The sequence below is a fragment of the Vibrio ouci genome (genome assembly GCF_004551525.1).
Lineage (GTDB): Bacteria > Pseudomonadota > Gammaproteobacteria > Enterobacterales > Vibrionaceae > Vibrio > Vibrio ouci.
In genome coordinates, this window is record NZ_SATR01000025.1 from 60,348 (window position 1) to 74,096 (window position 13,749).

14 protein-coding genes are annotated in these 13,749 nt (G+C 45.1%); 6 read left to right on the plus strand and 8 right to left on the minus strand.

Features of this window, described 5'->3' with window-relative positions; translation table 11 throughout:
• The first annotated feature begins 8 nt into the window (after positions 1–8).
• Genes ELS82_RS16030 through ELS82_RS16040 form a run of 3 tightly spaced genes read left to right on the plus strand, consistent with a single transcriptional unit; the run spans position 9 to position 3,288 of the window.
• Positions 9–986, plus strand: a complete 978-nt coding sequence (locus ELS82_RS16030; RefSeq protein ID WP_134836369.1) for an HlyD family secretion protein — start codon at positions 9–11, stop codon at positions 984–986.
• Between the two features lie 14 nt (positions 987–1,000).
• Positions 1,001–2,143: an ABC transporter permease gene (locus ELS82_RS16035; RefSeq protein WP_134836370.1), complete on the plus strand. Its 1,143-nt coding sequence runs from the start codon at positions 1,001–1,003 to the stop codon at positions 2,141–2,143.
• Positions 2,140–3,288 carry an ABC transporter permease gene (locus tag ELS82_RS16040; protein ID WP_134836371.1) on the plus strand — a complete coding sequence of 383 codons (1,149 nt, stop codon included), beginning with the start codon at positions 2,140–2,142 and terminating at the stop codon, positions 3,286–3,288. The genes ELS82_RS16035 and ELS82_RS16040 overlap by 4 nt, the downstream gene beginning before the upstream one ends.
• Before the next feature lie 13 nt (positions 3,289–3,301).
• On the opposite strand, the gene ELS82_RS16045 is transcribed toward ELS82_RS16040, so the two are convergent.
• The 4 genes from ELS82_RS16045 to ELS82_RS16060 all read right to left on the minus strand — a co-directional run bounded on the left by ELS82_RS16045 (position 3,302) and on the right by ELS82_RS16060 (position 9,244).
• Entirely contained in the window at positions 3,302–5,476 is a 2,175-nt protein-coding gene (locus ELS82_RS16045; protein ID WP_134836372.1) for a CHASE3 domain-containing protein, read from the minus strand.
• Positions 5,477–5,592: 116 nt separating this feature from the next.
• On the minus strand, positions 5,593–8,310 hold the full coding sequence (locus ELS82_RS16050; protein WP_134836373.1) for a bifunctional diguanylate cyclase/phosphodiesterase: 2,718 nt from the start codon (positions 8,308–8,310) through the stop codon (positions 5,593–5,595).
• Positions 8,311–8,435: 125 nt separating this feature from the next.
• Positions 8,436–8,873: a DUF3859 domain-containing protein gene (locus ELS82_RS16055; protein WP_134836374.1), complete on the minus strand. Its 438-nt coding sequence runs from the start codon at positions 8,871–8,873 to the stop codon at positions 8,436–8,438.
• On the minus strand, positions 8,852–9,244 hold the full coding sequence (locus tag ELS82_RS16060) for an ATP-binding protein (RefSeq protein ID WP_134836380.1): 393 nt from the start codon (positions 9,242–9,244) through the stop codon (positions 8,852–8,854). The genes ELS82_RS16055 and ELS82_RS16060 overlap by 22 nt, the downstream gene beginning before the upstream one ends.
• 129 nt (positions 9,245–9,373) lie before the next feature.
• Between ELS82_RS16060 and metA the strand changes: the two genes are divergently transcribed.
• Positions 9,374–10,315, plus strand: a complete 942-nt coding sequence (gene metA, locus ELS82_RS16065; protein ID WP_134836375.1) for a homoserine O-acetyltransferase MetA — start codon at positions 9,374–9,376, stop codon at positions 10,313–10,315.
• A 191-nt stretch (positions 10,316–10,506) separates the two neighbouring features.
• Entirely contained in the window at positions 10,507–11,217 is a 711-nt protein-coding gene (pilW, locus tag ELS82_RS16070) for a type IV pilus biogenesis/stability protein PilW (protein WP_134836376.1), read from the plus strand.
• Here pilW and ELS82_RS16075 read toward each other — a convergent pair.
• From ELS82_RS16075 to ELS82_RS16085, 3 genes are read right to left on the minus strand one after another with little or no spacing between them, the layout of a single operon-like run.
• Positions 11,214–11,402, minus strand: a complete 189-nt coding sequence (locus tag ELS82_RS16075) for a hypothetical protein (RefSeq protein WP_134836377.1) — start codon at positions 11,400–11,402, stop codon at positions 11,214–11,216. The two genes, pilW and ELS82_RS16075, sit on opposite strands and share 4 nt — an antisense overlap.
• A 20-nt stretch (positions 11,403–11,422) precedes the next feature.
• Positions 11,423–12,469 (minus strand): 23S rRNA (adenine(1618)-N(6))-methyltransferase RlmF, encoded by a 1,047-nt coding sequence (gene rlmF / locus ELS82_RS16080; protein WP_134836378.1) that lies wholly within the window; start codon positions 12,467–12,469, stop codon positions 11,423–11,425.
• Positions 12,470–12,473: 4 nt separating this feature from the next.
• Complete coding sequence (locus ELS82_RS16085) at positions 12,474–12,977, minus strand: M48 metallopeptidase family protein (RefSeq protein WP_134836381.1); 504 nt, start codon at positions 12,975–12,977, stop codon at positions 12,474–12,476.
• A gap of 124 nt (positions 12,978–13,101) precedes the next feature.
• Here ELS82_RS16085 and ELS82_RS16090 point away from each other — a divergent pair, with 124 nt between their 5' ends.
• On the plus strand, positions 13,102–13,332 hold the full coding sequence (locus tag ELS82_RS16090; protein ID WP_134836379.1) for a glutaredoxin family protein: 231 nt from the start codon (positions 13,102–13,104) through the stop codon (positions 13,330–13,332).
• Between the two features lie 182 nt (positions 13,333–13,514).
• Here ELS82_RS16090 and ELS82_RS26335 read toward each other — a convergent pair.
• The coding region (locus ELS82_RS26335) for a hypothetical protein (protein ID WP_167489339.1) at positions 13,515–13,749 on the minus strand (235 nt) is incomplete at its 5' end.

Genomic DNA, 13,749 nt, shown 5'->3' on the forward strand with positions numbered 1-13,749 from the left:
GATCCAAGATGAAAAATGCAAAAACACTTTTACTGACTGCCGCTGCATTTGGTGTCGCTTCTTGGGTCGGCTATAGCTTTTACCAAGCTTATCAGCCACAACCGATTCGCTTACAAGGTCAAATCGAATCTCAGCAATACAGCATTTCTTCCAAAGTGCCGGGGCGTATTGACCAAGTGCTGGTTCGTAAAGGCGAGATGATTAAACAAGGTGATTTAGTCTTTACCCTTCACAGCCCAGAGATTGAAGCCAAACTAGAACAGGCCAAAGCAGGCGAAAAAGCAGCTGGTGCCTTAGCGATGGAAGCCAATAAAGGCGCTCGTAGCCAGCAGATTCAGGCTGCTAAAGATCAATGGTTAAAAGCAAAAGCCGCCGCTCAGTTGATGGAGAAAACCTACCTTCGCGTTAATAACCTCTTCAACGAAGGCGTTATCGCCGAGCAAAAACGCGACGAAGCCAAAACCCAGTGGGAAGCGGCTAAATATACTGAAAGCGCTGCGCTTCAAATGTATAAGATGGCCGAAGAAGGCGCGCGTAGCGAAACTAAACTTGCTGCGGCTGAGAAAGCACGCATGGCCGCAGGCGCAGTAGCGGAAGTAGAAGCCTATGCCCAAGACACCACAATTAAAAGTTGGTTTAACGGCGAGGTTTCTCAGGTTCTGCTACAAAGCGGTGAACTGGCACCGCAAGGCTTCCCTGTCGTAACCGTCATTGACACTCAAGATTCATGGGCAATGCTCAATGTGCGTGAAGACCAGCTTAAATATTTCGAAAAAGGCCAAACCTTTAATGCATATCTGCCTGCTTTAGACAAAACCATCGAGTTTAAAGTGAGCCATGTTGCGGTGATGGGTGATTTTGCGACGTGGCGTTCAACCGATGCCTCACAAGGTTTTGATCTGCGAACATTTGAAGTGGAAGCTCGCCCTACCGAGCCACAAAGCGGTCTTCGTATGGGTATGAGCCTAGCAGTAGAAATCAACTAAGCGCAGCAGCAATTATGCATACCAACCCAACCTCTCAACTGGAAATCGTTCGCCGCGATAAATGGCTATTATCCAGTGTAACTTGGATCCCTTTGCTGCTGGCAGTAATGATTTGGGCAATATTTTCACAAGGTATTGCCCGTGATTTACCCGTTGGTGTCGTGGACCTATCATCTAGTGCACTTTCACAAAAATTGGTGCGCTATTACGATGCGACGCCTGCTATGCACGTCAGCGAAACATTTACCAGCGTACATGAAGCGAAACAAGCCCTTATCAACGGGGATGTTTACGCCTATGCCGTTATTCCTTATCAATTCGATCAAGAGATCTACAAGCAGTTAACGCCCCAAGTGAGTGTGTTCTACAACAGCCAAATGATTCTAATCGGAAAGCTGTTAAACTCCGCATTTTTACAGGCGCAAGGCACGTTTAACGCTGAGCTAAGCACCATGAAAGGTCTCGCTGCTGGTAACTCTACTCTGCTTTCTGCCATGGGTAACGCTGTTCCGGTACGTACCCAAATTACTCCGCTATTTAATAAGAACTCGAATTACGCGCAGTTTTTAGTCTCAGCGATCATTCCAGCTCTGTGGCAGATAGTAATCGTTGTCACCACGATTCTTATCCTAGCGGCCAATTTAAGAGACCGTCGATTATCACCTTGGTTGGCCAATCAGCCAATGCGAAGCCTATTTTCAACGCTCGCTCCCTACTACTGGGTATTTGCGCTGCAAGGCTTCGGTTTTTTGTGTTGGTTCTATCTAGGCTTTAAATGGCCAATGAACGGCAGCTTTTTAACGCTTGTCATTGCTCAAGCGGCAACGATCCTTGCGTGCATGGTGATGGGCAGTATGTTTTTCTTTTTGACCCTAGATGCAGCACGTGCGATGAGTTTCGCAGGTGCCTTCACCGCGCCGAGCTTTGCATTTATGGGCATCACCTTCCCAGTGACCGACATGGGTAGTCTCGCGCAAATGTGGCGCAGTCTGCTGCCAATTAGTCACTATATTGAAGTCCAAGTAAGCCAAGTCAGCTACGGTCAAGCATGGACGACGTCTCTTAGTCATCTACTCCCAATATTTGGCTATGCCTTACCTTTGCTTCTGACCTTCGCACTGATTAAAAAGCATCTATCAAATGAGGTGACAAAATGACCATCATCGAACTCATTAAGTCAGAGCTCAAAGCGATTGTCACCAACCCTGTAGTAGCATTAACCGTTTTTGGTGGGGTATTGTTTTACTCTTTTCTCTATCCGCTCCCATACAGTCACCAGACTCCACGTGAGCAAGAGATCAGTATCGTTAACCTGGACCAAAGCCAAACCAGCTTTAAGCTAGAGAGGATGGTTGATGCGACACCACAGGTAAAGGTGGTTCAACGCGACTACAGTGTGGAAGCGGCGCATCAAGCGTTCCTAGCAGGTGAAGTTAGCGGGATTTTGGTCATACCTGAGCACTTCTACAAAGACCTTATGCTTGGCAAAAGCCCGACGCTTGCTTACGCGGGCGATGCTTCCTATTTCTTGGTATACGGCACAATCGTTGAAGGATTAGCGCAAGCAGGCGGAACATTAGCCGCACAGACGACTGTCGCTAAGCTGGTGCTTGACGGTCAGCCCTTATCATTGGCCAGTGAACAATACGCGGCGACGAAGCTGAACTTAAAGCCAACCTTTAACCCTCGCATGGGTTATGTCGACTATGTTGTTCCAGCCGTATTCGTATTGATTTTGCAACAAACACTTGCGATGGCGGCTGGCTTAGTCGGTGGAACTCAGAAGCACGGTAATGGATATTGGAATCAAGTTGCGCCACTCAAACTACTGAGCGTTAGGACAGGTATCCTTGTTGCTATCTACTACTTACTTAGCTGCTACTATTTTGGGGCTAGCTTTACTATGCATGGCATCAGTCAGTTAGCTAGCATTGGGAATCTACTCACCCTACTTCTACCTTTTTTAATTGCCTCTAGCGCAATTGGCGTCTGGCTTGGCAGCATTACACCTCGACGAGAATTGGTTACTTTAGTTGTATTGATAAGCTCTATGCCGCTTATCTTTAGTGCCGGTTTTATATGGCCAATAGAAGCGATACCTACAGCGATTGTTTGGCTGTCACAGCTATTCCCGAGTACACCTGCTATTCAAGGGTTTCTGAGACTCAATCAAATGGGCGGGGAATGGCCAAGTATTGCTAACCAATACGCTTTGCTGTGGCTGCAAGCGATTGGCTGGGCAACGATCGCTTGGCTATCACTCAGAAAGTCACTCAATACAAAAACAAAGGCTGGTTATTAACCAGCCTTGATTCTTACACCTTAAATTGATTCACCATCTGTCGCAGTGATTCGGCTTTATTCGCAAGTTCTTGCGCTGAGCCGGACGCAACCCCCGCTTGCTGATTGGCATTTTGTGATGCTTCTGACACGCTTTCAACATTTTTCGCCACTTCACTACTTGCAAGAGACTGCTCCTCAGCGGCAGCAGCAATACTGTCAATCATACTCGCCACTTCTTGCGCGCCACTTACAATTTCTTCCAAGCTTTTACCCGCCTCAGTCGCAAGGCTAAGCCCTTCGTGAACATGGCTTGTACCTGCTTCCATTCGATTCACCGCTTCATTGGTTTCACTTTGGATGGCCTCAATAGATTCGCCAATTTCTTTGGTCGCGCTGGTGGTTCTATCAGCAAGGGCTCGAACCTCATCTGCCACCACGGCAAAGCCTCTACCCGCTTCACCCGCACGAGCAGCCTCAATTGCAGCATTGAGCGCAAGAAGGTTGGTTTGCTCTGCGATATCATTAATCACATTAATAATTTCACCGATTTGAGCACCGCGTTTACCCAATTCGGCCACACTATTGGATGACGCCGATACTGCTTCGTTGATAGAGTTCATTCCCTCAATGGTACTTGAAACGATTTGTCCACCTGAGTTTGCTGTCACCCCAGCATCTTGAGCTCGCGCCGTGGCATCCGCAGACTTAGTCGCCACCTCTTGAATACTGACTGCCATTTCCTCAATCGACGCTGAGATTTGCGCGACTTTATCCGATTGCAATTCAAGCTCTCTAGTCATATCAATGTTAGCTTGACTGATGGCAACAGAGCCACTGACCACCTCATCGGTTGTTGAAAGCACTTGAGTCATTGCACTATTGGTTTTTTCTACGGCTTGGTTATAGCTTCGAGCCATCTGGCCCAGTTCATCTTTAGACGCAACGGATATCGTTGCGGTTAAGTCCCCATCAGCAAGCAGTTCAAGGCCCTTCGCCACTTCGGAAACAGGTTCTGTGATCGCTTTGATTACTCCCCACGAAATCACAGAGCCAAGAACAATGGCCAACAGTGTACCGAGAATTAACGTATTCTCCATCGAACTCGCCGCCCCTTCTGCTGCGGCTTGACGCTCGATCAGCAATTCATCTTCCATTGCAATGAAATCAGCAATTTGAGAGCGGAACTTATCAAAATAGACTTTCCCTCTCGCCTCACCAACCAAGGCCGCCATATCATTCATACTCTTAGCATCACCGATATCCGTTCTTAACTGAATGATTGGTGAGACTACCTCTTTCTGCCATTCATCGATGGTTATTTTCATGTCATCGAGTAGTTTCACCTGAGCTGGGTTGTCACTCACGGTTTGCTTTAATGAAGCAATATCTTGGTGGAACTTCTCACTACCTTGGTTATAAGGGTCTAAAAATTGTGGCTGCCCAGCTAATAAAAAGCCTCTCATCCCGGTTTCCATATCAACTGCGGATGCTAAGATTAGTTGTGCAGCTTCAATGACTTTATGGGTATGGTTCACCCAACCACTCGCCTCATTCAACGAATTTAAAGAGGAAGATAGTTTTCGATAGTCTTGCGCTGACATGAAGCTTTGGTCGTTCACTTGATCTAATAAGCTAACGCTATTGTTGAAGTTTGATTCGTTCTCTTCTTGACGCTGTTTAAGCAGCTTACTTTCTCGTTCGATAAACAAACTGACTTGACCACGAAACTTATCAAAGTAAACCTTACCTCTCGCTTCTGCGATGATATCAAAGATGTCATCCATGGTTTTGGCATGGCCAATTTCTCGACGCAATGCGATGGCAGGCTCAGTCACATTGTTCAACCACGAATTAATGGTCGTTTCAATCTCGCCGAGTCGATTGACTTGAGTAGGGTTATCACTGACTGTTTTTTTAAGATCTGTTACCAGCCGAGAAAACTCCTGCTGTCCATTATTATAAGGCTGCAAAAAGCCTTCCTTGCCCGCAAGTAAATACCCACGCATCCCCGTTTCCATGTCGACAGCAGCAGCTTCTATCTTCATCGCTTGCTCAATTACCTTGTGGGTATGGTCAACCATGCCACTGGTTTCAACCTGGGAGCGAGAGCTAGAAATGGAAAGAGTTGAAAGGAAAACAAGCAGTACGAGGGGAATTCCCGCACCAAGAGCGATCTTAAACTTTAGATGGATATTTTTGAATGCCATTTTGAACTCCTAGACCTAACTAAGCGAGTTATAAAGTCACTATAGTTAGGTATAGGCTTGTTCGTTAGCGATCGCTAGGCAATAAACTAAAGTAGTAGTCAATTACCTATTTCGGTTTACCCGTGAGAGCCAGAAATCAGCTTTAGCAATTCATTTTCTGCCATCGGTTTATAAAAATAGAAGCCTTGGATCTCTTCGATATTCCAATTTTTCAGCTTTCTTGCCTGTGAAGCCGTTTCTACCCCTTCAGCAACCGTTGTAAGCCCAAGCTCTTGTGCCATATTAGCGATATTACGTACCAAGCTTTTTGCGCGGTCATTCTCTTCAAGTTGATCAATATAGGACTTATCAAGCTTAACGATATCTAACGGGAAACAGCAAAGCGTACTAAATGAGGAATAGCCTGTACCAAAATCATCAAGCGCAAACAGCACTCCAAGGGACTTGATCATTTCCATTCTCGCAATGACCTCTTCTTCAATCCCCATCAACATACTTTCTGTAACCTCAATCACCAATTGGCCAGGAAGTACGTTGTAGCGCTGAATAATATGAACAAGATAGTCAGGCAAACCTGGGTAATAAAAATGCGCTGCGCTTAAATTTACGTGGATAGTCAGTGATGTTCTCCCCTGAGAGCGCCTGATTTTGTCTACGCGCGTCATAAATTCGCAGGCTTGCTCAAGAATGCTCTCACCAAGCTTTATGATTTGATGATCACGTTCAGCTAAAGGAATAAACACACCTGGAGAAACAAAACCAAATTGTGGGTGCTGCCAACGAGCCAAAGCTTCGAATCCGACGATTTCAGCAGTCTTGCTGTCGACGATCGGTTGATAGTGCGCGTGAATCTCTCTACTTTCGATGGCACATTCTAAATCTCGCTTAATCGCGGCTGCCGCTTGAGCCACATCAAACTCCTCGCTACCAATACGTAACAGATTGGACGGTGAAGCCGGAATTCTGCTCGTTTCAAGGGCATGAATCGATGAGTGAATTAACTTATCCAAAGAGTGGTGAGTAATTTCAGGCTCAATAAGTACAACCTGACACCTTAAATCCACCATCAACGTTTGAATTTGGCGCTTGCGCGATAGTGCCTCTTTAAAGCGAATAGCCCCCAGCTCTGCGATATCGAACTCTTCAATACGTTCAATTAAAACTAAGAACTCATGTGAGCTAATTCTCCCCACGGGAAACGCTGACAATTCTTCTCCAAACAACCTAGCTATCGATTCGAGTGATTGATCAAAGATCTGGTGACCGTAGACTTCGGACACTTGCATAAGATTTGGAATGGTAATGTAAAGTAAAGAGAACTGATTAGGCTGAGTCTGTACAAAATTTCGCGCTTTCTCCATGATCGCCTTTCTGTTCCACAAGCCTGATAAATGGTCCCGCTCAACCAAGTCTTCAATCAGTTTGGTTTGCTTCTTATGCTCTCTTACATCCCTGACGGATAGCATAACGGCGTCACGACCTTGGTATTTGATCGATTTCACTTCGATATGACAATCTATCAGCTCGCCGCTCTTGGTTATCATCTGGGATTCAAACTGAGTTTGACCTTGTTGAAACATCCGGTACATCGTATCAATCTGACACTCGGGTTTATCGTCGTCTGGACAAATTAGATCCAGAGGCTGATGAACGACCTCGCCAATATCATAATCAAGCAGCTCCAAAGCGGTTCGATTGATCTCAACGATTTCGCGCCCAAGAACTAAAATCATTGCGATGGTTTGACTTTCATAGAGCGCCGCAAATTTCTGTTGGGTATCTTGCAACTGCTCTTTCGTCGCCGATGAATCACTTGCGAGCGCCTGTACCAGTTTCGTTAACCTGTCTAGCTCGTCTTTATTTGGTTGGTTGAGACCTTCTAATTGATACGATGAAAAAAGCTCATCAATATCTTTTTCCAAATCAGAAAAGCGCACGGCAACTCTGCGACGGAACAATATATAAGTAATTGCTGTTATAATAATCGCTACAAAAGCGACGGCCATAAATAGGTAGCTAAAAAGCACGTTTCCTTTTAAAAAATGAACACGTTCTAAGGTTGTCTTAAGGTGAGCGACCGGTGTACCCGACATGCCAACTAGGTCTATTGTCTGGCTCATATAATGCCGTGACTTTTCAACCTCAGGAATTAACGATAGCTGATGAGATTGGCCAATATGAAAGATATCACTCTGGGCGATAAGAATGGATTCAAAATTTCCGGGAAAGCGCGAGGATAAATTTTGTCCCCAAACTAACCAACCCGAAGAGGCGGCAGTGCCATCACTGTTTCGCACGGGCGTTATTGACACCGACCAAAGCTGCTCATCTAAAGCCAATAGCCCACTGTAACTTTCACGAAACGAGTCCATCACTTTGTTCATCGCTTGGACGTGGTGATATATTGCAGGCTCAGACATAACTATGCTGGAAAAGTTATGATCACTATTTTGGTAACGTGCAACTGAATCAATCACATCCCCACGGAGCGTAGTAAAGATCATCATATCTAGACTCAGTGAATCTAGAGACCCTTCAAATAGGTTTCGCTCACGGTACTCCTGTACGCTACCACCTAGCAGTAACGCATGTGTCTCATCCCAATAGGCCCAATCATACGAGCGCTCTTCTAGCTCCTCGACCATATTGATGATTAGGTTGTACGCTTGCTTGCTGGCCCGCGTGGATTCAGCGTTTTCCAGATTATCGAGACTGACAAGAAAGAAATAACGTGTGATGTATAAGCAGCTTAGCGTGACGCCAAGCAGCCCGATAAGAAAGTAGAGGGTCGTTTTTGTTTGTAACTTGAGGTTCAGCAGACGAAATTGCTTCATATAATATTGTTATAATTCTATCGATTTATATCAATTTTATATAAAAACCTCAGCGCACGGTTTGATATGCCTCTAATTTAGTCCCTTTGAGGCATGGATTTGAAAACTTCATTCATTGGAACAATTTAAAAACCGCGACGCTTCCAAAACTCCCCTTCATCACGAGAGAACACATCAAACGTTTTGTCAGCAATCACTTTATGGTTCATCGTTATGGTCATGCGCCATTTGCCAATATTAGACTCATAGCCATCAATTGGGTCTAGCAGTTGGATGGTATCACCTAAATAGAAATCCCAATCGTTGCTGCCGACGTGCATGTCTCCGGTAAACGGCTCAAGTGTCTGCCCTTTTTTGCCTTTAACTCCTGGGTGCTGAATACAAAACTCAATCACCTCACCCTTGGCCTTTTTGATATTGACGATATAGCCAAATTCTATCTCTTCATCGGCGGGCACTTTGGTTGTGAACTCTTGAATCTTTGGTAGGTGCTTAGACTTAGAATCCCACTCTTTATAAATGCCGTAAGAGAGCATCTCTACTACTGGGCTTCGCTTCGCCATTCTTGCCACCTTTTCTTCATCGTTTCAATCACATGAGGTTCAACGCCGTGAACGTTACCATAGTTTTCATGGCACTCAATCACTTCAAATTCTGCGCCAAAGCGCTTGGCCATTTTGTAATAAGGCATCATTTCCCAACGCCTTACGAAGGTATTGGAAACCACAACATTATTGCGATTTGATAGGGATTGTTCCGTCATCGATTGGCACCACTGATGGGCCTCTCCGATTTTCTCTGCTTGATAGCGGTAATTGCCATCAGCATCAACGAAGTACATATCCGCTTCAAAGTGGTCGACTTCAAACGTCTTAGCTAACGTGCTTTTCCCTGAACCAGGAAGACCTCGGATTAGTGTCAGTTTCGCTGTCATAGTAAAGTTGAATAGGTAACGGTAGCCGAATCTTAATACAAATGAGGCTAAAATTGCTATCGACATCTCATTCTGATTGCGTTAAGTTTAGAAGTATAGACGTCCATAATAACGCTTAGGGAGTAAGCTGTGCCAATTAAGATCCCCGATCAACTACCCGCATCAGACGTATTACGCACTGAAAACATCTTCGTGATGCCAGAATCTCGTGCATCCACTCAGGAAATTCGTCCACTTAAGGTTTTGATCCTCAATCTTATGCCTAAGAAAATTGAGACGGAAACTCAATTCTTACGTTTATTATCCAACAGTCCACTACAGGTTGATATTGAGCTACTGCGTATCGATGATCGCCCAAGTAAAAATACGCCGACTGAGCACTTAGATAACTTTTATCGCCAGTTTGAGATGGTCAAAGAGCGTAATTTTGATGGCCTTATCATTACCGGTGCCCCACTTGGCCTTGTCCAGTTTGAAGATGTCATTTACTGGGATCACCTACAAACCATCATGAATTGGGCTAAAAACCACGTTACCTCGACACTCTACGTGTGTTGGGCGGCTCAGGCGGGTCTAAAACTCCTTTACGATTTGCCAAAACGAACTCGTAAAGAGAAACTGTCCGGTGTTTACCATCACAAGATACATAACCCGTACCACCCAGTCCTGAGAGGCTTTGACGATACATTCTTAGCGCCACACAGTCGTTATGCTGACTTCTCGCCTGAGTACTTAGCGGAGCACACCGATCTTGATGTTTTGGCGACATCAGACGTTGCAGGGGTTTACCTAGCGGCAACCAAAGACAAACGGAATGTGTTTGTGACTGGCCACCCAGAGTATGACTCGCACACGCTGCACAATGAATATATCCGTGATCTGGGCGAAGGAATGGAGCCGGCTATTCCAGTCAATTACTACCCGAACAACAACCCTGACAATCCACCATGTGCAAGTTGGCGTAGTCACGGCCACCTATTGTTCTCAAACTGGCTGAACTACTGCGTTTACCAGCAAACGCCATACGATCTGGATAAGTTCAGCGAAGCAAACTTCACTAAAGATGATTGATTCCCTATACCAATAGTTAGGTAGTCAAGGTTAGAAAAGGCGCTACTCACATCGTGAGGCGCCTTTTTTCATTCTTCTGTTTCATGGAATTGACGGCTATCGGCTACCTCTGTCGCATCCCAATCTCTACAGACTCAACCAATAAGACTTAATGCGTACACTACTCGTTGAGACCCACAATGAGTCAGACCATGCGCCTAGTATTACTCACCATTTCACTACTTCTAAACGGTTGTATGACTGTCGAAGCACCATCAAACAATATTGTTGAATCAAAACCAAGAGACCGCTCTGAAGCAAGGATAGAGCTCGGTATTGGCTACCTTAAGCAAGGCAATATGATTAAGGCGCGTGAAAACTTCGAAATCGCCCTGCAACATGATCCTAACTATTACCGAGCCCAGCTTTCACTCGCTCACTACTTTGAGCAAGTCGGCGAAACTCGATCCGCGCAAAGTTTGTATTCCACTGCCCTCAAGCAACACCCAGACAATGGCGATGTACTCAACAACTACGGTACGTTTTTATGTCGGCAGGAACACTATGACCAAGCCGATGATCTGTTCAATCAGGCAATCAAACAGCCAAGTTATTACTTAATACCGATGAGTTATGAAAACGCAGCTATTTGCTCATTAAAATCCGGCAACAAGCAAAGGGCTCAAGAGTATTTTCAGCGCGCTTTAGCACACCAACCGGAACGCCCTATGTCGCTGCTAAACTTAGCCAAGTTGGAGATTGAAAATGAGGAGTATACGGAAGCTAGACTTAGACTTTTGCGATTCCATCAGCGATATGGCGTGAAGAAATCATCACTAAACCTGCTCATTAAGTTAGAGCAGCAAGCGGGAAACAAGGTGTTGGAAGATAAATATAGACGTCAATTAGATCGGCTGGACTAAGACTTATTTTTACGAGAAGCACCGCGTTGTGCTTTGCGCTTTCTCACTCTGTTGATACGACGGTGCTCTTTATAAAGAATATAGATAAACCCCACCAGCCCCATCGCCAAAAGCACAGAGAATAGCACCAGAAAGCTATCGCAGATCCAAGCAGGCTCACAGGGCATATAAATTTCAAACTCCATATGCCCTCCGCTCTATCCGATTAACTTTTTAGCTTCAGCCATTGCTGGCGTTCCGCTTCTGATTTAAACGTCCACGCCATAAAACGACTGGTTTTCTGGCCTTGGCTCATTTCGACAATACGAACTTCACACGCGCCCGCTTTTTCTAGGTTTTTACGCATCCAACGTACGTTTTCTTTTTTTGAGATTAAGGTGGTAAACCAAAGTACTTGCTTGGCAAAGTCTCGGCTTTCAAACGCCATGTTTTTCACAAAGGCAGCCTCACCACCCGGACACCAAAGCTCGGCTTTTTGTCCACCAAAGTTAAGTATAGGCGAGCGCGTTGATTGGGACTGATTCGTCGCTTGGTCTCGCTTACTCTTATTGGCCGCAAGATTCTTGATCTTTCGTTCGGTGCCTTGCTGAGCTTCTTGCAACGACTTATGGAACGGTGGATTACATGTGGTGACATCGTAAAACTCATTCGGCTTAATGATCCCTTTAAAGAAATGGCGGCTATCACTTTGCAATCGACACTCGATACGCCCATTAAGCACTGAGTTCTGATTCGCGATTCGGTTCGAATTATCTACCGATTCAGCATCAACGTCAGACCCAATGTAGTGCCAACCATACTGAGTCGCACCTACAATCGGATAAATGCAGTTAGCGCCGACGCCCACATCCAATGCTTTTACCTGATTGTGCTTCAGTGAAGCGCTTTCACTGCTGAACAGCTCAGCTAAACGATGAATATAGTCTGCTCGCCCAGGAATTGGCGGGCATAGATAGCCCTCAGGGATATCCCAAGACGTGACGTTGTAATGATGAGCTAACAGTGCTTTGTTGAGTAACTTCACCGCTAGCGGATCAGAGAAGTTAATACTCGCATCCCCTTTTGGGTTCTTAATGACATGCTTTTGCAGCTCAGGGAGCGCTTTTACCAATTGGGTAAAGTCATAGCGCCCTTGATGGACATTACGCTTGTGTAATCCAGCCTTGCCTTTAACCGTAACCACTTTCATTGCTGAAGCGTTGGCATCTTGAGTTTGTTTGTTTTGACGCTGAGGTTTGTTTGGGCGACTCATAACACTACTTTTTCTTGTTAATTTCTTGGTAAATCATGAATAGACGAGCATCAAGCTCTAACTGATGATAATCCGGCTCCATGTGACAGCAGAGCTGGTAAAAAGCCTTGTCGTGTTCTTTCTCTTTAATGTGTGCTAGTTCATGTACCACCAGCATTCTTAGCAGTGGCTCAGGCGCATTCTTGAACACACTGGCAATACGAATTTCATTTTTCGACTTAATCTTGCCACCGTGCACTTTGGCTACATAGGTATGTAAACCTAAAGCGTTATTGATCAGGTGGATTTTGCTGTCGTAAATTACTTTGCTCAATGGCGCCGTTTTCTTCATGTAACGATTTTTAATCGCCATCGTATATTCAAACAGGGCTTTTTCACTTTTGATGTCGTGATTCGCTGGGTAACGCTTTTCAAACCAAGTGGTGAAACGGCCAGACTCTATCATTTGAGTCACTGGCTCTAGGATGTGTTGAGGATAGCCTTGAATATAACGAAGTAACGGATTCATAGTCACAGTAAAGAAAATAGAGCCAACGGCACAAATAAGGGGGCGTAAGTCTACCCTATTCATACTTGCCATTCACGGTCTTTTCGTTAAACTCTGCGCCAGAGATAACCCGTAGGAAACCACCATGAAAAGACTTGTCCTTTACGTAAAAGATAAATGCCCGCACTGTAAAGACGCGCAGCGCTACTTAGATTCAAAAGGCTACAAGTACAGAATGACCAACGCCAAAATGCAGCGTGGCCGAAAAGAGCTTGATGCGATTGGGGCTCGCTCACTACCTGTTCTTAAAATCGGTGACCGTATTATGATTGGTTGGAATCCGGGGAACTTTGAGAAGATCTACAACAGTAACTAGACATAAACTAGCTGGTAGCCTAACTGGACGGCAGACATCAAAAAAGGAACATGGCTCCCTTTAGTAATTTCTAAGGATTTAAGCCCTAGAAAAATTCAAAATGATTGCTAGAATCGAAAAATTAGTAGCTACAATGTTACTAATATCAAAAACTTAAGGGGAAGCTAATTAGCTACCCCTTTCTATTCTGGATTATCTTCCTCGTACTTTTCTAAAGCTTTCTGTTGTAATTCTTTAAACTTCTCACCAGTTGGACGCTCACCTTGGAACATCTGTAGTGGCATAGTTAATTTGGCCACCTGATTAGAGGTGTTAAGATGCACCTCATCTACATTAGGTGACACCATGACAAAACGTACAAGAAGAACCTTTAACCCTGAATTTAAACTCGAAGCAGCCCAACTTGTAGTTGAACAG

Excerpts from the sequence above, each read along its gene's own strand:
- ELS82_RS16030 (WP_134836369.1), top strand. The coding sequence starts at position 9 with ATGAAAAATGCAAAAACACTTTTACTGACTGCCGCTGCATTTGGTGTC.
- ELS82_RS16035 (WP_134836370.1), top strand. The coding sequence starts at position 1,001 with ATGCATACCAACCCAACCTCTCAACTGGAAATCGTTCGCCGCGATAAA.
- ELS82_RS16040 (WP_134836371.1), top strand. The coding sequence starts at position 2,140 with ATGACCATCATCGAACTCATTAAGTCAGAGCTCAAAGCGATTGTCACC.
- ELS82_RS16045 (WP_134836372.1), bottom strand. The coding sequence starts at position 5,476 with ATGGCATTCAAAAATATCCATCTAAAGTTTAAGATCGCTCTTGGTGCG.
- ELS82_RS16050 (WP_134836373.1), bottom strand. The coding sequence starts at position 8,310 with ATGAAGCAATTTCGTCTGCTGAACCTCAAGTTACAAACAAAAACGACC.
- ELS82_RS16055 (WP_134836374.1), bottom strand. The coding sequence starts at position 8,873 with ATGGCGAAGCGAAGCCCAGTAGTAGAGATGCTCTCTTACGGCATTTAT.
- ELS82_RS16060 (WP_134836380.1), bottom strand. The coding sequence starts at position 9,244 with ATGACAGCGAAACTGACACTAATCCGAGGTCTTCCTGGTTCAGGGAAA.
- pilW (WP_134836376.1), top strand. The coding sequence starts at position 10,507 with ATGCGCCTAGTATTACTCACCATTTCACTACTTCTAAACGGTTGTATG.
- ELS82_RS16075 (WP_134836377.1), bottom strand. The coding sequence starts at position 11,402 with ATGGAGTTTGAAATTTATATGCCCTGTGAGCCTGCTTGGATCTGCGAT.
- rlmF (WP_134836378.1), bottom strand. The coding sequence starts at position 12,469 with ATGAGTCGCCCAAACAAACCTCAGCGTCAAAACAAACAAACTCAAGAT.
- ELS82_RS16085 (WP_134836381.1), bottom strand. The coding sequence starts at position 12,977 with ATGAATCCGTTACTTCGTTATATTCAAGGCTATCCTCAACACATCCTA.
- ELS82_RS16090 (WP_134836379.1), top strand. The coding sequence starts at position 13,102 with ATGAAAAGACTTGTCCTTTACGTAAAAGATAAATGCCCGCACTGTAAA.